General features: G+C 51.0%; 16 protein-coding genes and 1 other RNA gene. 10 read left to right on the top strand and 7 right to left on the bottom strand.

Going from position 1 to position 20,673, the window contains the following annotated elements:
- The 7 genes from AACH41_RS08000 (at position 1) to AACH41_RS07970 (ending at position 6,833) form a co-directional block, all read left to right on the top strand.
- A complete protein-coding gene (locus AACH41_RS08000) occupies positions 1–1,488 on the top strand; it encodes a DUF6513 domain-containing protein (protein WP_313987756.1) in 1,488 nt (495 codons plus the stop codon).
- Positions 1,485–2,060: a DUF447 domain-containing protein gene (locus AACH41_RS07995; protein ID WP_313987753.1), complete on the top strand. Its 576-nt coding sequence runs from the start codon at positions 1,485–1,487 to the stop codon at positions 2,058–2,060. Before AACH41_RS08000 ends, AACH41_RS07995 begins: the two co-directional genes overlap by 4 nt.
- Before the next feature lie 8 nt (positions 2,061–2,068).
- Positions 2,069–2,794 carry a (5-formylfuran-3-yl)methyl phosphate synthase gene (locus AACH41_RS07990; RefSeq protein ID WP_338654313.1) on the top strand — a complete coding sequence of 242 codons (726 nt, stop codon included), beginning with the start codon at positions 2,069–2,071 and terminating at the stop codon, positions 2,792–2,794.
- Positions 2,795–2,917: 123 nt separating this feature from the next.
- Positions 2,918–4,024, top strand: coding sequence for an OmpA family protein (locus AACH41_RS07985; protein ID WP_338654311.1), 1,107 nt, complete (start codon positions 2,918–2,920; stop codon positions 4,022–4,024).
- Between the two features lie 104 nt (positions 4,025–4,128).
- Positions 4,129–5,466 (top strand): TRZ/ATZ family hydrolase, encoded by a 1,338-nt coding sequence (locus tag AACH41_RS07980; RefSeq protein WP_338654310.1) that lies wholly within the window; start codon positions 4,129–4,131, stop codon positions 5,464–5,466.
- Between the two features lie 19 nt (positions 5,467–5,485).
- Positions 5,486–6,184, top strand: a complete 699-nt coding sequence (ubiG, locus tag AACH41_RS07975) for a bifunctional 2-polyprenyl-6-hydroxyphenol methylase/3-demethylubiquinol 3-O-methyltransferase UbiG (RefSeq protein ID WP_338654308.1) — start codon at positions 5,486–5,488, stop codon at positions 6,182–6,184.
- Between the two features lie 4 nt (positions 6,185–6,188).
- Positions 6,189–6,833, top strand: a complete 645-nt coding sequence (locus tag AACH41_RS07970; RefSeq protein WP_338654307.1) for an HAD-IA family hydrolase — start codon at positions 6,189–6,191, stop codon at positions 6,831–6,833.
- A gap of 44 nt (positions 6,834–6,877) precedes the next feature.
- On the opposite strand, the gene AACH41_RS07965 is transcribed toward AACH41_RS07970, so the two are convergent.
- The 5 genes from AACH41_RS07965 to ffs form a co-directional block, all read right to left on the bottom strand.
- Entirely contained in the window at positions 6,878–9,259 is a 2,382-nt protein-coding gene (locus AACH41_RS07965; protein ID WP_338654306.1) for an EAL domain-containing protein, read from the bottom strand.
- Positions 9,260–9,475: 216 nt separating this feature from the next.
- The gene (recR, locus tag AACH41_RS07960; RefSeq protein WP_194747727.1) at positions 9,476–10,075 is read right to left on the bottom strand and encodes a recombination mediator RecR; all 600 of its coding nucleotides are present in this window, start codon (positions 10,073–10,075) and stop codon (positions 9,476–9,478) included.
- 43 nt (positions 10,076–10,118) lie between these two features.
- On the bottom strand, positions 10,119–10,427 hold the full coding sequence (locus AACH41_RS07955; protein ID WP_194747725.1) for a YbaB/EbfC family nucleoid-associated protein: 309 nt from the start codon (positions 10,425–10,427) through the stop codon (positions 10,119–10,121).
- A gap of 25 nt (positions 10,428–10,452) precedes the next feature.
- Positions 10,453–12,243, bottom strand: coding sequence for a DNA polymerase III subunit gamma/tau (gene dnaX, locus AACH41_RS07950; RefSeq protein WP_338654304.1), 1,791 nt, complete (start codon positions 12,241–12,243; stop codon positions 10,453–10,455).
- Between the two features lie 126 nt (positions 12,244–12,369).
- Positions 12,370–12,466, bottom strand: an RNA gene (gene ffs / locus AACH41_RS07945) — signal recognition particle sRNA small type.
- Between the two features lie 203 nt (positions 12,467–12,669).
- On the opposite strand from ffs, the gene AACH41_RS07940 reads away from it, so the two are divergent.
- From AACH41_RS07940 to AACH41_RS07930, 3 genes are all read left to right on the top strand, one after another.
- On the top strand, positions 12,670–14,472 hold the full coding sequence (locus tag AACH41_RS07940) for a GGDEF domain-containing protein (RefSeq protein WP_338654303.1): 1,803 nt from the start codon (positions 12,670–12,672) through the stop codon (positions 14,470–14,472).
- Between the two features lie 118 nt (positions 14,473–14,590).
- The gene (locus tag AACH41_RS07935) at positions 14,591–15,709 is read left to right on the top strand and encodes an ATP-binding protein (protein WP_338654301.1); all 1,119 of its coding nucleotides are present in this window, start codon (positions 14,591–14,593) and stop codon (positions 15,707–15,709) included.
- 81 nt (positions 15,710–15,790) lie between these two features.
- A complete protein-coding gene (locus AACH41_RS07930) occupies positions 15,791–16,432 on the top strand; it encodes a response regulator transcription factor (RefSeq protein WP_275355394.1) in 642 nt (213 codons plus the stop codon).
- A 72-nt stretch (positions 16,433–16,504) separates the two neighbouring features.
- On the opposite strand, the gene pgi is transcribed toward AACH41_RS07930, so the two are convergent.
- Together pgi and glgB are read right to left on the bottom strand one after the other, a co-directional pair.
- Positions 16,505–18,157, bottom strand: a complete 1,653-nt coding sequence (gene pgi, locus AACH41_RS07925) for a glucose-6-phosphate isomerase (protein WP_275355392.1) — start codon at positions 18,155–18,157, stop codon at positions 16,505–16,507.
- 126 nt (positions 18,158–18,283) lie between these two features.
- Positions 18,284–20,500: a 1,4-alpha-glucan branching protein GlgB gene (gene glgB / locus AACH41_RS07920; RefSeq protein WP_338654299.1), complete on the bottom strand. Its 2,217-nt coding sequence runs from the start codon at positions 20,498–20,500 to the stop codon at positions 18,284–18,286.
- Positions 20,501–20,673: the final 173 nt, after the last annotated feature.

The following is a 20,673-nucleotide window of genomic DNA, read 5'->3' as shown; positions in this document are numbered from 1 at the left end:
ATGAATCGACTGCTGTTCCTTACCGGAAAACTGGCAGAACACAGTCTGCATCAGGTATTACAAGCGATACAGGCCGACAGTAAACAGTCTCCGTTTGAATATGAAGTGAAACAGATCGGGGTGTCTGTTGCGGCATTGATGACGCCGCCCCTGATCGCCCGCCGCTTACCCAAAGTCGAGAATATTGATAAAGTCATCCTACCTGGGCTCTGTCAGGGCGATCTCGGCCTGCTGGAGTCGCAATGGGGTGTGCCGGTAGAGCGAGGACCTAAAGACTTGAAGGATTTGCCACAATATTTTGGTCAGCAAGGAAAAGTGCCCGATTTAAGCCAGCATAGTGTGCTGATTTTTGCTGAAATCGTCGATGCACCAGATCTGACGGTTGAGCAAATCATCGCCAAAGCGCAGCATTTCAAACAGCAGGGGGCCGATGTCATCGACCTCGGCTGCCTGCCGGGAAAAGCATTTGCGCACATGACAGAGAGCGTGCGTGCGCTCAAGTCAGCAGGTTTTCAGGTAAGTGTAGATTCCATGCGTGAAGACGATCTGCTGGCAGCGGGTAAAGCCGGTGCCGATTACCTCTTAAGCCTGCATGAAAACAGTCTCTGGATTGCAGAAGAAGTCGCTTCTACCCCCGTGTTGATTCCAGCCAAGCCTGGCAGCATGCCCAGCTTGCAACGGGCCATCGAGTACTGCCTTAAACGGGAGCTTGCGTTTATTGCCGATCCTATTTTGGATCCCATCCATTTTGGTTTCACCGAATCGATTGTACGTTATCACAAGCTACGCAAAAAATATCCGGATATCGCGATCATGATGGGCGTGGGCAATCTGACAGAGTTGACGGATGCCGATACCACCGGGATTAACGCCATGCTGTTCGGGATGATCAGTGAACTGAATATCAACGCTGTCCTGGCGACCTCGGTTAGCGCGCATGCCTGTGAAGCTGTGGCTGAGGCAGATATCGCGCGCCGTGTTATGTACCGTGCCAAACAGGACAAACGGTTGCCCCGTGGCTATGATGCGGGCTTGCTTGGCCTGCATGATCGCAAGCCGTTTCCTTACAGTGCGGCGGAAATTGGCGAGATGGCCAGGCAAATTAAGGACCCCAGTTTTCGCATCATGGTGAGCGAAGCGGGTGTACATGTCTATAATCGGGATGGTCTGCAGCAAGCGACGGATCCCTATGTATTTTATCCAGAACTGCAGGTACAAGACGATGCTTCGCATGCGTTTTATTTGGGGGTAGAGCTGGCCCGCGCGCAAATTGCCTGGCAACTGAAGAAACGCTATGTGCAGGATGAAATGCTGGAGTGGGGCGTTGCCTCAGTCGCTCAAAATAAGCAGGCCAAGGTTGCACATCGTGAGGCTTCCATCAAAGAGCGTCAGGAAGCGACTAAACCTGATCAAGCCAGTGGTGCCACGGTTCACGCATCAGCGGAAAAGCCCGTTGGTAATTCAACCAGCCCGGAAAACAAAGAATGATTTACGAAACCATCATCACCACGTGCTCTCCTGAAGGTGAGGTTCACATTGCGCCGTTTGGGATCCAATGGCAGGCAGGGCGCGTGCTCATCATGCCTTACCAGCCCTCAACTACCTTGCAGAATATTTTACATACCCGGTCGGCCGTCTTAAATCTGACTGATGATGTTCGTGTTTTTGCTGCCGCTATTGCCAGAAAAAAAATGTTTTCCACCTTGCCAGTCGGGCATGGCCACAGCGTGCGGCTAACTGACTGTCTGGCGCATCATGTATTAAGCCTCGATACAGTCGAGCCGGATGAAAATCGACCAAAATTATGGATGCAAGTGGTTGAAAGTCAGACACATGCGCCATTTATGGGCTTTAACCGTGCCCAGGCGGCAGTGGTTGAATTGGCCGTGCTTGTCAGCAGGCTGCATCTGTTGCCTGCTGAGAAAATTACGCAAGAAATGCAGTATTTACAAATTGCGATTGATAAAACTGCTGGCCCCAACGAGCTTGAAGCCTGGCAATGGCTGGTGGATTGCGTTAACAACCACCAGGCACAGCAAACAGGCATGCAGCAGGCATAAGGATATCTATGCGCATATTAGTCAGTGTAAATTCGGTTGTCGAGGCGCAGTTGGTACTGGCCGCTGGAGTCAGCTTGATTGATTTGAAAGACACCAGTCATGGTGCGCTCTCTGCATTAAGTATGTCGCAGTCAGTTGCCATCATGCAGGCAGTGAATGGTTACAAAAAGCAGCATGCTCATGCGGACATTCTGGTCAGTGCCACCGTGGGCGATACTGCTGAATCCGTGGCTGCATTGCTGGAGTTGATCCAATCCCGTCTTGAGATTGGCGTGGACATTATTAAGCTGCCGGAAGCCATTTGGGATCATCCTTTGTTTACAGCGGCGATTAGCCAAGTGCTTGCGGCAGGCACGCGGATGGTTGCGGTGTTTAGCCCCGATAGTTTATTGCAAACATCTACGATTGAGTTGCGCTTGAACAAGCTCGCCACAAAAGGGTATGTTGGGGTTATGGTCGACACGATAGACAAGTCTAGCTCAGTCTTGGACTGCGTTTCTATATTGCATATTCAGAAATTTACCGAGATGGCCAGACGCTTGCAGTTAATGGTCGGGGTGGCCGGCGGACTCAGACCGGCGTATTTGGCGCAATTGTGTTCGTTAGAGGCGGACTTTTTGGGTTTTCGTAGTGGTTTATGTGAAAAAGGGTTAAGGCAATCAAACCTATTGGCTGAATCAATTGTGAGCGTTGTCAGGCAGGTGTCAGGAAACTGTTGCAAAATGAGCGCCTAAACCAATAAATACTTGGGCTTGTAGCTCTCTAGGCTTGCGCCTCTTGCACTGTTTGCGTATAGTTGGGTTTGTAAGTATTTTCAAAGATGTGGCGAAAATGCCCAATAACAAAGGAGTCAATGAATGAAAAAAAGTTTTTTAGGCTTGGCAATTGCTTCTGCATTTGTTTTTGCATCGCAAGCTGCGCAAGCTGAAGACATGTACCGCGGTGCTTGGTATGTTGTGCCAGGTGCAAGCTACATGCACACTGACAGTGATCTGGATGCAGATAATGCCCGTGGTGGTTTCTTGTCCATTGGTAAAGAGCTGAGCGAGCACTGGGACATTCAAGGTCGTCTGGGTTATAACCGTGCTGATGAAGATACTGGCATTGCGGGTGCAAGTGGTAAATACAAACAAACCACTTTTGGTTTGGACGCATTGTATATGTTCAGTCGTGAAAAATTCCGCCCATTCCTGTTGGCTGGTATTGGTGCAGCCCGCAATGATTTAGATTACAACATTCCAAACGTTGATATTGATGGTAAAAAAACTTCTTGGATGGCTAACGTAGGTTTAGGTGCCCAGTATTTGTTTAATGATAAGTTTGGTATCCAAGCTGATCTGCGCCATCAATGGAGCAGAGCACGTTTGGTAGCTACCGGCCCTGGTGGAACAGCTGGTGATTCTGGCCGTGTTGATAACACATTATTTAATATTGGTGGTATCTTCCGCTTTGGCGCACCAGCGCCAGTGGTTGAAGAGCCAACGCCAGAGCCAGCACCAGCTCCAGTGGCTGCAGCTGAGCCAGCACCGGCACCAGCTCCTGCACCAGCGCCAGCACCTGTTTGCAAGCCAGTCAACGAAACAGTGACTGTTTCTGCTGAAGAGTTGTTTGGTTTTGACAAGGCTAACCTGAAAGAAAAAGGCCGCGTTACACTGGATGCAGTTGCTGCCAAGATCAAAGAAAATCCTGAAATCAAAGCTGTGATCGTCACTGGTCACACAGACCGTATCGGTTCTGAAGCTTACAACCAGAAGTTGTCTGAGCGCCGTGCAAAACAAGTGGCGGACTACTTGGTTGCTCAAGGTGTAGACAGCAGCTTGATCACTGCTGAAGGTAAAGGTAAATCTGAGCCAGTGGTTCAGTGCGAAGGTAAAAAAGTAAGCAAGAAATTGATCTCTTGCCTGCAACCTAACCGTCGTGTTGAAATCCGTGCAGAAGGTACGAAACAAGAAGGTTGCCAATAAGCACTGACTTGTGAGTTTAAAAAGCCACGCAATTGCGTGGCTTTTTTGTTGCTGCACGCAGGCGGACTTTCAATTTGCCAGCCTGCCTCAGTTATAATCCAAGCATGAGTGAATCCCAATTTATCATCAAACCACGCTGGCTCGTTACTATGGATGAAGGGCCACACGTGCGGGAGCAGCATGCAATTCTTGTGGATGCTGGAAAAATCAAGGCGATTGTACCCAAATCCGATATCCCGGATTGGGCGGTTGACTGGCCCGTCGTTGATTGTTCACAACATGTCGTGATGCCCGGGCTGATCAATTTGCATACTCATAGCAGTATGAGCCTGTTAAAGGGGTATGCTGATGATTATGCGTTGATGCCGTGGTTGAATGAGCATATCTGGCCAGCAGAAAAGAGATGGGTCTCACCCGCTTTCGTACAGGATGGCAGCTTGCTGGCTTGTGCGGAAATGCTGGCAGGCGGAATCACGACATTTAACGATATGTATTTTTTTCCGCAAGCGACCATAGAGGCTGCCAAACGCACAGGGATACGCGCACATATTGGCTTAACTATTATGGAGTTTCCCAGTAATTATGCGGCAACTGCCAGTGAATATATCCGCTTGGGCACAGAAGTGCGCGATCAGTATAAATCCGAGTCCTCTATCAGTTTTTCTTTTGCGCCGCATGCCCCCTATACGGTGAGTGATCAAACCTTTACCGACGTTGTCACACTTGCCGAACAGTTGAATCTGGGGATTCATACGCATTTGCATGAAACCCAGGCGGAAATCGCGCAAAGTCAGGAGCAATTTGGTGTACGGCCGTTGCAGCGTTTGCAAGCGCTGGGGGTAATTGGTCCCAGCACCGTATTGGCGCATGGAGTACACCTTGAAAAGTATGAACAGGAGACCCTAGCAACGTTAGGCGCGCATATCGCGCATTGTCCAAGTTCTAATCTGAAATTGGCGAGTGGGATTGCGCCGGTGGCATCTGCGTTGCGTTCGGGGATCAATATCGGTTTAGGCACTGATGGTGCCGCCAGTAATAACCGGCTCGATTTGTGGCAGGAAATGCGCACAGCGGCCTTGCTTGCCAAGGTATCAGCGCAACAGGCAGAGGCTGTGCCAGCTTATCAGGCGCTACAGATGGCAACCATTAATGGAGCCACGGCACTGGGGTTGCAAGCACAGATTGGCAGCATTAGCGTCGGTAAGCAGGCTGATCTGATTGCGGTTCGTCTGGATGAGCTGAATAGCTTGCCTTGTTTTGACCCGATTTCTCATCTGGTGTATGTGGCTAGCCGCGAGCAGGTCACCCATACCTGGGTCAATGGTCAATTACGGTATCAGCGCTTACCAGATGGCCAGCCACAATTTGCAGGCATTGAGACCGAGGCATTACGGTCTATCGCTTTGCAGTGGCAGCTCAAGATGCAACAGCCCGCAGATTAATTTTGTTTAGGAAAACATCATGGCCAATGTCGAAATTGCAGAAGTAAACAAATTTGCTGAACTGGCACACCAGTGGTGGGACCAGCAAGGTGTCTTCAAACCTTTACATCAGTTGAACCCAATACGTTTAAATTATATTGACAGTCGCGCGTTGCTTAAGGGCAAACAGGTGCTCGATGTCGGCTGTGGTGGCGGTATTCTGAGCGAGTCCATGGCACAACGTGGTGCCCACGTGATGGGGATTGATATGGCAGACAAGTCGCTGCAGGTGGCGCAATTACATGCGCTTGAGGCAGGGGCCCAGGTTTCGTATCGCTGTATTGCCGTGGAAGCGCTGGCTGCAGAAATGCCGGAGCAGTTTGATGTGGTGACCTGCATGGAAATGCTGGAGCATGTTCCCGATCCATCCAGCGTGGTGCGTGCTTGCGCTGCACTGGTCAAGCCGGGGGGGCAATTGTTTTTTTCCACGCTTAATCGCAATGCCAAGGCATACCTGATGGCGGTGGTCGGGGCTGAGTATGTCCTCAATCTGCTTCCCAAAGGCACACATGATTACAGCAAGTTTATCAAGCCGTCTGAGTTAGCGAGCTGGTTACGTCAATCTGGACTGGAGTTACAGCATCAGACTGGCGTCACTTATGACCCTTTCAGTAAACAATATAAATTGACAACAGATACCAACGTCAACTACATGCTACATGCGGTCAAAGAGGATTGAGCGCATGCAAGCCGTATTATTTGATCTGGATGGGACGTTGGTAGATACCGCTCCAGATTTGGCATATGCACTTAATTTGCAGCGTGAACGGCATGGATTGCCCTTTTTACCAGAAGCGACGATTCGCCCCTATGCCTCGCATGGGTCTCGAGGGCTGCTGGAAATCGGATTTGATCTGTTACCGGATCATGCTGAGTTTGAACAGATGCGCACTGAATATCTGGAGTTATACACGCAAGTCATGACCCGTCAGCCACAATTGTTTGACGGCATGGCAGAGGTGTTACAGGAGATTGAGCAGCGGGGGCTCAGCTGGGGCATTGTCACCAATAAGCCACGCCGGTTTACCTTGCCTATGATTACACACATGGCGCTGGATAGCCGCGCGGGTGCGGTCATCAGCGGAGATGATGCGCCCCAGCCCAAGCCGTCGCCCCAAACACTGTTATTGGCCTGTGAGCGTATGCAGCTTGATCCTGAGCAAGTGGTGTATGTTGGCGATGCCGAGCGAGATGTGCAGGCCGGTAATGCAGCGGGCATGACAACGCTGGTGGCTTTGTTTGGCTACCTGTCAGACATGGATCGGCCTGAGGCGTGGGGTGCGGATGGCTGTATCCAGCAGCCCCAGGACTTGCTGGCGTATTTATAACTGAGCAGATTCCGCGCCAATTTATCATTGCGCTTGCCGCTCAGCTAATTGCGCTTGCTGCTGAGTACCGCCATCGCGGCAATATTAATATCTGCGACTAAAATACTAGCCAGCTGGCCGTCCTCACCCAAAATTGGCAAAGAGACCGTGAGGCAGAAGTCTTCGGTTGCGGTAGACAGATAAATGCTTGAAATATAAGGCGCCTGAGTTTCTGCCACGCGACGATAATAGGCTTGTTGGCTCCGGTCTATGCCTGCACCGCCAGCCTTGATTTTTCCATACATGTTGGGATTTATCCAGTTGGCATAGCGCTGTACACCGTTTGGCTCTAACTCAAAGATCACCTCAAAGAAGGGGAATTCGGCAAAGCAGCTATCCAAATCATGGGCGCCTGTCGAGCGTTGCGTGTGTAGCAGCGACTGTAAGGCGGACAGTGCTTTTTGCTGCCAGTCTGAATAAAATTCTTTTTTCGGCAGGATGGTTTGTGGCGGCGTATCTTCTACAACCACAATGCTGCCGATATTGGCCTTGCCTATCTTTTTAAGCAGCGCTGCGCGTTCCGCGGCAATGACGCTGTTTTCGAGCTCGCCTTGTTTGCCATTCACCACTGCAATCGAGACACTGGCGACCGGGTGATCCTTACCGTCTTCAGTGGTAAAAAATCCTCGTTCCAGATCTGTCGCGTCATACAGATGCACGGCCAGGGCCTGAAACTGGCTAATGATATGCAATAAGGTGTCATTAAGGGTAGGCGCCTTATGATCATAGATCAGCACAAAGTCATCGCCACCAATATGGCCCACCATCACGCCCGCTTTATCCTGAAACTCCTGTCGGATGATTTCGGAGAGGAGTCGTATCATGGCATCGCCACGGATAAAACCGTAGCGGTCGTTATAGGCCTTGAAATGATCCAGATCTATGTAGATCAGTTGCGTATTGGGATTGTTACGCAAGCTGTTATCCAGGGTTTGCCGGAGTGTCGGGCCCGTGGTCAGATGGCTTAAGGGATGCAGATTGCCGGTAGCAGTTTTGCGGCTGATCAACTGAGCCATGATTTCCATCGGCTGCAAGATACCGACATAGCCGCCTTCGTCATTGACGGTGATCCAGATGTCGATATTGCCACGCTCCAGATAAAAAATGCGCGCCAACACCGAAGAGGGCAGTTTATGGTTGATGACCTTGGGCAAGGGGTCGCAACAAGCGCCCAGGCCTGTGGGTTTCTTGGAGAATACTTTGCCCCGCCGCAATACCCCCAGCGGTTTTTGCCCGTCCAGCACCACTGCCGTTGCAATATCGGCATGCGCGTTAAACAAGCGTCTGGCTTCAGCCAGCGTGCTGCTGACATCAATTGTCAAGCCGTGACTAATATATTCACCAATATGAAAATCATCAGGAATATGCGAACGGTGGGCTTCATCCCGTACGGGCAGTGCAGCCACCTTGTCGCTTGGCGTGCTTTGTGGCTGGGCAAAATAATGGCCCTGGGCATAATGCAGGCCTAAATCCTGGCAATAGGTAATATCCTCTACCCGCTCCAGCCCTTCAGCGATAATGGTGCATCCCAGTCGTTGCGCCATCGAAATAATCGCCTCAAGTAACACTGTCCTCACACGGCTGCCTTGTGCTTCATGCACAATGGCACGGTCTATCTTGATAAAGTCAGCCCGTACCTCAGCCAGGATGCGCAAACCGTTAAAACCGGAACCCATATCATCCAGTGCGATGCGCAGACCATGCATACGGATTTCATCGCAGTAACGCGCCAGTACTTCGGGATTGGTTTTTTCACTCTCAACAATTTCGATGACGATATCCCGTCGATCAATCTGCTGCTGGTTCAATAGATTTAAAATAAAATTGAGCCAGCCCGGACTCATGATTGTTTGTGGCAGCACATTAATAAAGAGGGGCTTGTCCACAGAAATTGATTGTGACTTGCCCATCAGCGCCAACTGTTGGCAGGCCAGGTCTAACTCGTGGCTGCGTTTAACCTCGGCGGCAAGGGCGAAAGCCTCCATGCCGTTGAGCCACTTACCTTCTGGTGTTTTCAGTCTGCACAAGGCTTCAAAGCCAAACACTTTGCCACTCTGGCCAAAGTCGACAATCGGTTGATAATGCATTTGCACATGTGGCGTCAGCTCAGACAGCAGCCACGGGTATTTATGCCTAGCATAAAAGGTATTGAATGGCATGGTGGCCTGCAAGGCTTCCATTGGATGCATGGCCTGCTTGTCCTGTGACACCAGCACCCAGGTATCTCTGAGCGTATGTGCAGGCTCCTCGGCAATGACACGGTCTAAAATCTGCAGTAGTTCTGCTTCAGTCTCATAACTGAAAGATGCGGTGTTGATGCCTGAAAAATGCGGACTTTCAGAGTTGGTATGACTATTGGCGTCAAAAGTATGCAGAAATAATTCCATGGAATACGACCTTGCTTTTATTTTTATTAGCTCACGATAATGACGACTCGCCTGATTAAAAACCGGGAGGCTGTCATTTGTATAACGACAGGACAGAGTGTTTATGAAGAGAAAAAACGAAGATAAAAGACAAGTGTGCTTAAAAACTTGTTAAGGTCTTGGCACAAGGGCATCAAATACAGCAGTTATCTTGACTGCTTGACGATTGCTTTGCTGTTAAGTGACGGCTTTTCTTTCCAGCAACGCGGTAGACAGCGTGCCACTGTCCACATACTCAATCTCACCACCCATCGGCAACCCACGCGCAATCCGGCTGACGCGAATGCCACGCGATTTGAGCATCTGCCCAATATAGTGTGCAGTGGCTTCACCCTCGGAGGTAAAGTTGGTGGCAATAATCACTTCGTTTATCGCGCTGTCCTGTGCACGTTTGAGCAGTTTATCCAGGTGAATGTCTTTGGGCCCAATGCCATCCATGGGCGAGAGTTTTCCCATTAATACAAAATATTGGCCCTGATAGCTACGCGTATTCTCCAGCATCATGAGGTCGGTCGGCATCTCCACCACACATAGCGTGGATTTGTCTCTGTGGGTATCCTGGCACACGCTGCATACGCGATGCTCGCTGAAGTTGTTGCAATAATCGCAATGCGCCAGCTTATCCAGCGCCTGTTGTAGACTGGCTGCCAGCTTTTGCGCACCTTCACGGTCACGTTGCAGCAAGTGATAGGCCATCCGCGTGGAGGATTTAGGCCCCACGCCCGGCAGACAGCGCAGGGCACTGATCAGCTGATCCAGAACTGCCGGGTGATTCACGCCTGGTCTCCGCGTCGACGATAATATGGGTGGGCGTTAGGCACTAGAACGGCAACTTGAAGCCTGGTGGCATCAGGCCACTCATTTTCGCTGAACTGGTCGCTTCGGCTTTCGCTTTCGCATCTTTCAACGCAATCATAAGCAAGTCTTCCAGTGTTTCTTTGTCATCCATGGCCGCGTCATCAATCTGTACGCGTTTCACATCATTGCTACAGGTCATGGTCACTTTGACCATGCCATTGCTGGCAATACCTTCCACCTCAGTGTTTGCCAGTTCTGCCTGGGCTTTTTGCATATTGGCTTGCATCATTTGGGCCTGTTTCATCATATTGCCCATGCCACCTTTCATCATTGTCTGCTCCTGAAGTTACGTGTGGTTAATGTAAGGGTTTAATGGAATTTGGCACTATCGTTGCGCCCATTTCCTGCATCAGGCCTTGCACAAAGCGGTCACTCATAATCGCTTGTGTAGCCTGATCCTGTAATTCTGCTTTTTCGACGGCCAGCTGTCTGGCGGGCGTATTGGCTTCCTGGCTGGTGGTGATGATCAGTTGCAAGCGGCGGCCAAAATGGCTGTTTAAAGCAGCATTGAGTTTTTCGAGATAATTGGCACTGGCCAGGTGTTTATGTGACTCGCTAATCCGCAATGTCATGGCATCGTCCTCAAACTGGACCAGCTCGCAATTTTGTGCCAGTGCGCGTACCAGGCCCAATTTGCTCAAATGGTTCTCTACCAGCGCGCGCCAGTTGCCATCCCAGTCCAATGCAGCGCTTGTTTCTTGCGTCTCAGGCATTGCAACATGTACTGCTTCACTGGCAACGGCTGTCGGTGCTGGGGCCGAAAGCGCTGGCTGCGACATTTCTGCCAGGGGGGCAGTGGTGAAAGATGCGCCTGGTTCAGTAGCACTTTCGGGAGCCTGTTCCACCGCACGCTTGCGCATCGCATGATCCGCTGTTGCAGGGTTGGTTGCGCTGCTGGCTTGATAACTTTGCGCCAAGGCGGCGCGCGCGCTGCCAACACTCGGAGCGCTGCCACGGCCATGACCTTCTGTGCTTGACGGGGGCGCGGGTGTGGGGGCCGTTGCATCGGCTTTAAATGCCAGCATACGCAACAGCGTCATGGTAAAGCCTGAATAAGCATCCGGGGCCAGGCCAATATCGCGGTGACCTAAAATAGCAATCTGATAATACAGCTGCAGGGTTTCTGCGGGCAAGGCTGCGGCAAGTTCCAGCAAGTTCTGCCGCTCGGGGTGATCGTCTGCAATTGATTGGGGCGCGTATTGCGCGACAGCTAGCACATGCAACAAAGCTGCAAGATCGTTCAGGGCACTTTCAAAGCCGATGCTGCGCGACTCCATTTGCTGTGCGATATTGAGCAGGCTGGCTGCATCTTGTGCGATCAACGCCCGCAACAAATCATACAGGTAGCTCTGGTCAATCGCCCCCAGCATGCTGCGCACATCGCTTTCGCGGACGGACTGGTTGCCATAAGCAATTGCCTGGTCGGTCAGTGAGAGCGCATCACGCATGCTGCCATTGGCCGCACGCGCTATCAGCTGTAATGCGGGCGCCTCAAATGGAATTTGCTCCTGGCCCAGAATGTCTTGCAAGTGGGCGGTAATGGTACTGCTGGCCATTTGGCGCAGGTTGAATTGCAGGCAGCGCGACAAAATGGTGACCGGGACTTTTTGTGGATCTGTGGTCGCCAGAATGAATTTGACGTGGGCAGGCGGCTCCTCCAGCGTTTTCAGCATGGCATTAAACGCCTCTTTGGTCAGCATATGCACTTCGTCTATCATGTAGACCTTGAAGCGGCCGGAGGACGGCGCGTAGATCGCCTGCTCAAGCAAGCTCACCATGTCTGCAATACCGCGGTTAGAGGCCGCATCCATTTCCACGTAATCTACATACCGGCCGATATCAATCGCACGGCATGCTTCGCACTCGCCGCAAGGCGTTGCGGTGATGCCGGTCGCACAGTTCAGCGATTTTGCCAGAATACGGGAGAGGGTGGTCTTGCCAACGCCACGGGTGCCGGTAAACAGGTAAGCATGATGCAGGCGCTGTTGGCTCAGAGCATTGCTCAGGGCCTGGACCACATGGTCCTGGCCCACCAGACTGGCAAAAGATTTGGGGCGCCATTTACGCGCCAACACTTGGTAAGACATCGCGCACTCTACTGATTAAAAGCAATAAGGCAAACCTGTACTTTAGCCTATTTTGCCGACTCATGCTTGCCACAAACCATAACATTAAGATCAACGCTGGCATGACAAACAGAAGGGCTGGAGAGAAGGGGCGAGCCCAACCCCCGGCACTTGCTTGATAGTTGTGGCTGCTTGCTTCCGCACCTGACCAGGTTGGCTACCTTACAATGCGGGGAGGCCCGCGGACGCTATTGTAACGCAAAAACGTTTTTTTACCGCCTTATTTTCGCCGTGCCTCATTTCACCTGCAGAGGTAAAGCTTCTGAAATAAACAATTATTTACCTTCTTATACACCAATAAATTCCAATCATCGCCCCGCATAATATTTGCATCCTATTAATTTTAGTGTGATTTGGCAGAAAACGATGGCAGCAAACGGATCATCCATGACAGCTTCAGAAGTTGCACGTGAAACCATCAAGCAAATGGCTGTCAGGCGTGTCGAACCGACACCGGACAATTACATGCAGATTTACTATGAGATTGCAGGTAAACCGGTGAAGGAGGATGCTGCCAGTGCGTTGCGCAAGGCATTGAAGCAGTTGCCCCACGACACGCTGGAGCAAACCAACTGGATTAACCGCTGGGAAAAAGTGCTTAAACAGGATAACTGGCAAGGGCTGGGGGAATTGCTGACTGAGGCCATGCAACAGCAGCTTAGTCATTCCACCAAATGGCCCAAGGCGATTCGTGTTTTATTGCAAGCCTGGGACGACAAGCGCAGTGGCATAGATACTGCCAGAAAGCGTGAGACGCTGGAACGTGTGCTCATTAATTTTGGTGATGACGAGAGCCTGTCCGACAAGTTGATCGGCATGGCGAATATGTGGTTGCCTTCTGAAGCCCGGCTTGAGGGGATTGCCTTGACTGATGCGGCTGACGCGTCCACAGCTTCGACGTCGCAACCTGTCTTGGATATATCCAGTGAACAAGGTTTGCCCTCTGAAGTACAGCAGTTCCATGGCGCTTTTACCATTTTGCAGACCTTGTTGAAGCAAACACTTTACCTGGGCTTGATTCCCCGTTTGCAAGGGTATCCAGACTTGCAGGCGGAGGCGGTGGCCCTGCAGGAATCTGCCGAGCGCGCTAAAAAGCTTAAAGAGTGGGAGGCTTTGGCCAAGTCACTTAAAGCGTTATTGATGCGGGTCGAGGTGATGGGCGCGCAAGAGGATGACGTGCGTGGCGACATTATCGACTTGTTGCATTTGCTACTGGAAAATATCGGTGAACTGGTGGCTGAAGATAGCTGGCTGAGTGGTCAGGTCTATGCTGTACAGTCGATTATTACCGGTCCGCTGGATAGAACCAAGCTTAAACAAGCCGAAAAAAGCCTCAAAGAGGTTATTTACAAGCAAGGACTGGTCAAGCACAGTCTGATTGAGGCGAGGAACTCATTTAAAACCTTAATCAGTACTTTTATTGATAAGCTCAAATATATGGGTGAAGCCAGCGAACTCTACAGTGGCAAAATCGAGACCTATGCCAAAGAGCTCTCTCAAACTGATGATTTGATTAAAATTAATGAGCTGGTCAACCAGTTGATGCGCGATACTTCTGTCATGCAGACCGACATCCTGCGTTCGCGCGATGACTTGCTTATCCAACAGCGCAAGGCAACGGATACGCAAGACCGTATTGATCAATTGCAACTGGAGTTGCAGCAGTTGAGTGAGGTCGTCAGAATTGACCAACTCACCGGCGTGCTCAATCGCCGCGGTATGGACGATGCCTTCCAGGCCGAGATTGCGCGTTTTCAGCGTAGCGGTGAGTCATTTAGTGTGGCTTTGCTCGACATCGATAATTTTAAATCGCTCAATGACCAGCATGGGCATGCCGCCGGGGATGCTGCGCTCAAACATCTGGCTTCAGTGGTAAAACGTGCGGTGAGGCCGACGGATATTGTGACCAGAATGGGGGGCGAAGAGTTTGTTGTCATTCTGCCCAAGACCGACTTGCAAGAGGCGGTGATCATTATGTCGCGCTTGCAGCGATCACTGACCAAAGAGTACTTCATGGGTAATAACCAAAAGCTGCTGATCACCTTTAGTGCAGGTGTCGCCTTGTTCCAGAAAGAGGACGATGTCAGTGCCATCTTGTCGCGCGCAGATCAGGCCATGTACCTGGCCAAAAAACGCGGCAAAAACCGGGTGATGACTGAAACTGATCTAGTTGGCACCGTCAATCCCTAGCTTGTGCGCTTGGTCAGCACTTTGTTGATCGACAGCGGTTTTATCCGGGATCACTGACTGTCATATCCAGCCGTGGGTTGACATGATATGCTAGCTGGCATCTTGATTGAGGTGCCATGTGTCTACGCCAGCCAGCCATTTTCCTATTGATAGTGTCCAACATGCCTTGCATGAAAGCGAGCGCAGATTCTCCGCCATTGTTTCCAGCATTCCAGGACTCGTGTTCCAGATGCATATGACTGCAGATGCTCAAGTGGTTTTTACTTATGTGAGTGAGGGCTGCGAAGCCTTGCTGGGTATCCCGGCCGCAGCATTGCTCAAGGATGCCAACACCCTGTTTGATGCCATGGATCAACCTTCCGCCCATCTGTTCAAGCAAAACTTGCAAAAATCCGCCCGGCAACACAAGCGCCTGGATTGGGAAGGACAAATCTGGATTGCCGACTGGCAAGACATGAAATGGGTCAATATCCGGGCTACCGTGCAAGACTTGGGGCAGGGCGCGGTGCAATGGGATGGCATTATGCTCAATATTAGCCAGAGCAAGCATGAAAAACAGGAGATCGAGCAAGCCAGGCAAGATCTGCAGGCACTGACGGCGCACTTGAACCAGGTCAAAGAGCAGGAGCGCGTGTCGATTGCGCGTGAAATTCATGATGACCTCGGCGGCAACCTGACCGCGATGAAGCTGGGCTTGTCGACCATCATCCAGCAAATTGAGGCCGGTGAGCCGGTCAACCTCGAGCAAGCGCATTTGTTGCAAGGGATCATCAACCAGACGTTTGATTCCGTACATCGTATTTCTGGCAATTTGCGACCCAACATTCTCGATCTGGGGCTGGTGGATGCGCTGGAGTGGCAGGTGAGCCAGTTCAAAAAACAATTAGGCATCTCGGCAAAATTTCTCACCAATTGTCATGATTTGGAGTGTGATCCCGACCAATCCATGGCGTTGTTCCGGATTTGTCAGGAGGCGCTCTCGAACATCGCCAAATATGCGCAGGCCAATGCGGTCGAAGTGGAGCTCAGCCTCAAGGATCAGCTGTTATTCATGAACATCACGGATAATGGCATCGGCATTGCCCCTGCCGACAAGATCAAATCGAACGCATTTGGCCTGAGAGGTATGCAGGAAAGGGCGGCGGCACTGGGGGGCGAGTGCCAGATTGAATCTTCCAGCGCCGCGTCTGGCACTTGTATCCGGGTGCAAGCACCGTTCAAGCCCGCAGAGTCGTGACAGAATGGCTGATCCGATTTACAATCAACAGCGCAGTTTCTGGATTAGCCATGGTGCAACCAGCAAAACAGAGGGGTCAGGTTGGATATACAAAAAATAAAAGTCATTATCGTAGATGACCATGCCATCTTACGTTCTGGCATCAAGCAAATATTGCTTGCGAGTGGGGATATTGATGTCGTCGGTGAGGCGGAGAATGTTGCGCAGGCGATTAAATGTGTACGTGAAGTGGCTGCCGATGTCATGCTACTGGACATTTCGTTGCCGGATAAAACTGGCATAGAAGCCTTAAAGCTCATCAAGCGAGAAAATGCTGCGCTCAACATCTTGATGCTTTCCATGTACATGGAAGAGCAGTATGCCGTGCGCTCCATTCGTTCTGGCGCTTCTGGCTACCTGTGCAAGCATACGGCGTCAGAAGAATTGCTCACCGCCATACACACGCTGGCCAAAGGCAAAAAATACATTACCCCCAACGTGGCAGAGATTCTGGCCGAGCAGGTGGGGAATGATTATGCGGTGGCCTTGCACGAAACCCTTTCAGATCGCGAGTTTCAGGTCATGCGCATGATTGCTTCCGGGCAGTCAGTCAGTGAGATTGCAGATAAACTCGCATTGTCGGTGAAAACGGTCAGCATGTACCGGACGCGGCTGCTCGAAAAAATGCATCTCAAACATAATGCCGACATCACCCATTACGCCATCAAGAACCAATTGGTTTAGGGTGTGCTTAAGATAGCACCGCACAATAAAAAAAGGCCTCAATCGAGGCCTTTTTTAATATTAATCAATATGCTATGAAATTTTCTTCGCGTAATTGATTAAGCCGTTGGTTGAGCTATCAAAGCTGTTTACCGGCTCGTTGGTATTCAACTGTGGCAGAATTTGGCTCGCAATCTGCTTACCATATTCCACACCCCACTGGTCATAGCTGTTAATGTCCCAGATCATGCCTTGCACAAAAATCTTGTGCTCATAAAGCGCAATCAGTTTACCCAAGGTAAAGGGTGTGAGCTGTTTAAACAGGATAGACGTGGTTGGGCGGTTGCCTTCAAACACTTTATGCGGCAGCAGATCTTCCAGTGCCTGGCCGCTCATGCCTTGTGCTTCCAGTTCGGCGCGTGCTTCTTCACGGGTTTTGCCCAACATCAAGGCTTGGGTTTGTGCCAGGAAGTTAGCCAGCAGAATTTTATGGTGCTGATCGTCTGGGCTACCCACTTTGTAATGGCTGTTGGCTGGCATCAAAAAGTCTGCCGGAACCATTTGTGTGCCCTGGTGAATCAACTGGTAAAACGCATGCTGGCCGTTGGTGCCAGCTTCGCCCCAGATGACCGGGCCCGTTTTGTAGCTGACGCGGCTACCGTCACGGCAAATAAATTTGCCATTACTTTCCATGTCTGCTTGTTGCAGATAGGCCGCAAAGCGAGACATGCCCTGGTCATAAGGCAAAATCGCGTGCGTATCAACATGGAAGAAATTGTTGTACCAGACCCCCAGCAAGGCCATGATAACAGGCATGTTCTGTTCCAGTGGCGCCGACAAGAAGTGCTGATCCATGGCGTGACCGCCTGCCAGCAACTGTTCAAAGTTGTCCATGCCGACATAGAGCGCAATCGACAGACCGATGGCTGACCACAGGGAGTAACGACCACCGACCCAGTCCCAGAAAGCAAACATGTTGTTGGTGTCTATGCCGAATGCCTGCACGGCCTTGGCATTGGTGGACAGCGCGACAAAATGCTTGGCCACATGTTGGTCTTGTTTAGCTGCTTGCAGGAACCAGCGGCGCGCTGAGTGCGCGTTGGTCATGGTTTCCTGGGTGGTAAAGGTTTTGGAGGCGACGATGAACAGGGTGGTTTCAGGGTCGCAGACTTCCAATACACGCATCAAGTGCGCGCCATCAATGTTGGAAACAAAGTGGGCTTTCAAGTTGGGGCTGGCGTAGGGTTTTAACGCATCACATGCCATGACTGGACCGAGGTCTGAGCCACCAATACCGATATTTACGATATCGGTAATCCGTTTGCCGGTAAATCCTGTCCATTGGCCGTTGCGTACTTGCTCGGTAAAGGCCCGCATTTGCGCCAGTACGGCATTCACTTCTGGCATCACATCCTTGCCATCCACATACACCGGTGTATTACTGCGGTTACGCAGGGCGGTGTGCAGCACTGCACGCTTTTCGGTAATGTTGATTTTTTCGCCGCTGAACATGCGGCTGCGCCATTGCTCAATATTTGAGTCGCGCGCTAACTGGAATAACTGGGACAGGGTTTCTTTAGTGATGCGGTGCTTGGAGTAGTCCAGCAGAATGTCGTCCACCGTTAAACTGAATTCTTCGAAGCGTTTGGGGTTTTGGTTAAACAGATCGCGCATTTGAACATCGCGCATTTCAATTTGATGCTGGTTCAGCGCATGCCAGCTCGGATGTGTGGTTAGTTTTGCCATGTCGTGTTGTTACTATCGTTTTTCAAGTCAATTAAATTTACGGGGCCAGACAAGGCAATCTCTGAATTTTCTTGTCTGGCCAAAAATCTTTACTGCCAGGCTACATCATATAGTCAGTGTAACCAGTTATTGTAACTGAAGTATGACACCCCCAAGTGGCGGCAAGTTTAGGCTGATGGAGGCTGGCTGGTTCATCCATGGCACGGGGTCACTAGGACAGCCGGAACCATTACCAACATTGCTGCCACCATAACAAGCGGCGTCACTGTTAAACAATTCCTGATAGTAACCCGATTGTGGTACGCCCAAACGGTATTGATGGCGCGGTACCGGTGTGAAATTAAGTAGGATTATAACAAAACTATGGTCTTTGCCGCGTCTGACGTAGCTTAATATTGATTGCGCGGCATCTTCGCAGTCTATCCATTGAAAGCCCTGTGCATCAAAGTCATGGGCATGGAGTGCGCTTTGATGGCGATAGAGCCAGTTGAGGTCCTTGCAAACGCGCTGTATACCTCGATGCAGGTCATGGTCAGCGGCAGTGTCTTCAAGTAAATGCCAGTCCAGGCTTTGGTTGACACGCCACTCACGGCGCTGGGCAATTTCATTGCCCATAAAGTTGAGCTTTTTACCTGGCATGGTCATTTGCAAGGTCATCAACAGACGCAAGTTGGCGAATTTTTGCCAATCATCCCCAGGCATTTTTTCGAGTAAGGACTTTTTGCCGTGGACCACTTCGTCGTGCGAGAACGGCAGGACAAAGTTCTCGGAATAAGCGTACATCTGACCAAAGGTCAGGCGATTATGGTGGTATTGGCGGTAGACCGGATCCAGTTGCATGTAGGTCAGGACATCATTCATCCAGCCCATATTCCATTTCATACTGAACCCCAGGCCCCCGGCATAGACCGGTCGCGAAACGGCGGGCCAGGCCGTTGATTCCTCGGCTATCGTCAATGCGCCGGGGAAGCGTTCGCCCACCATCACGTTCAGTTGCTTGAGAAACTCGATCACGTCCAGGTTTTCACGTCCGCCATAGACATTAGGCAACCATTCTCCATCTTTGCGCGAGTAATCCAGGTAGAGCATGGACGCCACGGCATCCACACGCAAGCCGTCAATGTGAAACTCTTGCAGCCAGTAATAAGCATTGCTGAGTAAAAAGCTGCGCACTTCATTGCGGCCATAATTGAAGATATAGGTGCCCCAGTCCATATGTTCGCCCAGGCGGGGGTCTGCATGTTCATACAGCGCCGTGCCATCAAAACGCGCCAGCGCCCAGTCATCTTTGGGGAAGTGACCAGGGACCCAGTCCAGAATGACGCCGATATTGGCGGCATGACAGCGGTCAATAAAATATTTAAGATCATCCGGGCTGCCATAGCGCTGGGTGGGGGCAAAGTAGCCCGTCACCTGATAACCCCAGGATTCATTCAGCGGATGTTCGGCAATTGGTAACAGCTCGATATGGGTATAGCCCATCTCTAGCAAATGTGGAATCAGCGCCTCTGCCATGGCGCGATAGCCCATAAAGTGGCCGTTTGGGTCTCGTTGCCAACTGCCTAAATGCACTTCATAACAGTTAAATGGGGCATGCAGCCAGTCATGCTGCTGGCGTTGCTGCAACCAGCCATCATCTTGCCAGGTGTACTCGCTATGGCAGATGCGATTGGCCGTGCCGGGTCTAGGCTCAAAGGCTCTGCCATAGGGGTCGGCCTTGAGCATGACATAGCCATGCTCGCGGTTGCGGATCTCAAATTTGTATAAATCATGTTCGGTCAGGTGGGGAATAAATAACTCCCAAACACCGGTGCTACCAATGACACGCATGGCATGGATACGGCCATCCCACTGGTTAAAGTTGCCGACCACACTGACCCGTGACGCATTGGGCGCCCAGACAGCAAACCGGACGCCCGCCACCCCATTCACCTGCATGGGGACCGCGCCCAGGGTATTGTAGGCCTGGTAAAAACGACCTTCAGCAAACAGATACAGGTCATCGGCAGACACGGTGCTGTCAAAACCATAGACATCCAGGGTTTCGTAACGGCTAGCTTGCCCCTTGGGCTGAATTTGCAGTGGGGCAGGGGTTGAAACAGGACTGTCTGACTCGTAAATAAACAAGCCCTGGGCATGCGCCTGCTGCATGGGCTGCCAATTTTTGCCATTGTTGAGCCATACTTGTTCTGCCGTTGGTATGAACACACGCACCTGCCAGCGTTTGGTTTTCGCATTCTGATGCGACCCCAAATATTCAAAGGGATTATGATGGGTAGCGTCTAAAATCCGTTGCAAATGATGATTGTCGGTGGCAATTTGATGAGAAGCTTTGGCAGTCATGCTGTCGGTATCCGGTTAAGCAGATTCCATGCTATCAAAAAAAGTTAAGATTTACGTCATTCGCCCCCGGAATTTCGTTGTCTTTACCCCAATTATCATGCAGACTGTGGATGTCAGACCTGCAGATGCAAAGCCTTGTGTCGTCTCTGCTGAAACGCGCAACGCTGACAATA

The sequence above is a fragment of the Methylophilus sp. DW102 genome (assembly GCF_037076555.1).
Taxonomy (GTDB): Bacteria; Pseudomonadota; Gammaproteobacteria; order Burkholderiales; family Methylophilaceae; genus Methylophilus; species Methylophilus glucosoxydans.
Note: the sequence above shows the minus strand (reverse complement) of the source record. Positions and strands in the feature narration are given on the sequence as shown.

Coding starts and splice junctions, on each gene's coding strand:
- dnaX (WP_338654304.1), bottom strand. CDS start 12,243: ATGTCTTACCAAGTGTTGGCGCGTAAATGGCGCCCCAAATCTTTTGCC.
- AACH41_RS07985 (WP_338654311.1), top strand. CDS start 2,918: ATGAAAAAAAGTTTTTTAGGCTTGGCAATTGCTTCTGCATTTGTTTTT.
- AACH41_RS07990 (WP_338654313.1), top strand. CDS start 2,069: ATGCGCATATTAGTCAGTGTAAATTCGGTTGTCGAGGCGCAGTTGGTA.
- AACH41_RS07955 (WP_194747725.1), bottom strand. CDS start 10,427: ATGATGAAAGGTGGCATGGGCAATATGATGAAACAGGCCCAAATGATG.
- AACH41_RS07970 (WP_338654307.1), top strand. CDS start 6,189: ATGCAAGCCGTATTATTTGATCTGGATGGGACGTTGGTAGATACCGCT.
- glgB (WP_338654299.1), bottom strand. CDS start 20,500: ATGACTGCCAAAGCTTCTCATCAAATTGCCACCGACAATCATCATTTG.
- AACH41_RS07980 (WP_338654310.1), top strand. CDS start 4,129: ATGAGTGAATCCCAATTTATCATCAAACCACGCTGGCTCGTTACTATG.
- ubiG (WP_338654308.1), top strand. CDS start 5,486: ATGGCCAATGTCGAAATTGCAGAAGTAAACAAATTTGCTGAACTGGCA.
- AACH41_RS08000 (WP_313987756.1), top strand. CDS start 1: ATGAATCGACTGCTGTTCCTTACCGGAAAACTGGCAGAACACAGTCTG.
- AACH41_RS07995 (WP_313987753.1), top strand. CDS start 1,485: ATGATTTACGAAACCATCATCACCACGTGCTCTCCTGAAGGTGAGGTT.
- AACH41_RS07940 (WP_338654303.1), top strand. CDS start 12,670: ATGACAGCTTCAGAAGTTGCACGTGAAACCATCAAGCAAATGGCTGTC.
- pgi (WP_275355392.1), bottom strand. CDS start 18,157: ATGGCAAAACTAACCACACATCCGAGCTGGCATGCGCTGAACCAGCAT.
- AACH41_RS07965 (WP_338654306.1), bottom strand. CDS start 9,259: ATGGAATTATTTCTGCATACTTTTGACGCCAATAGTCATACCAACTCT.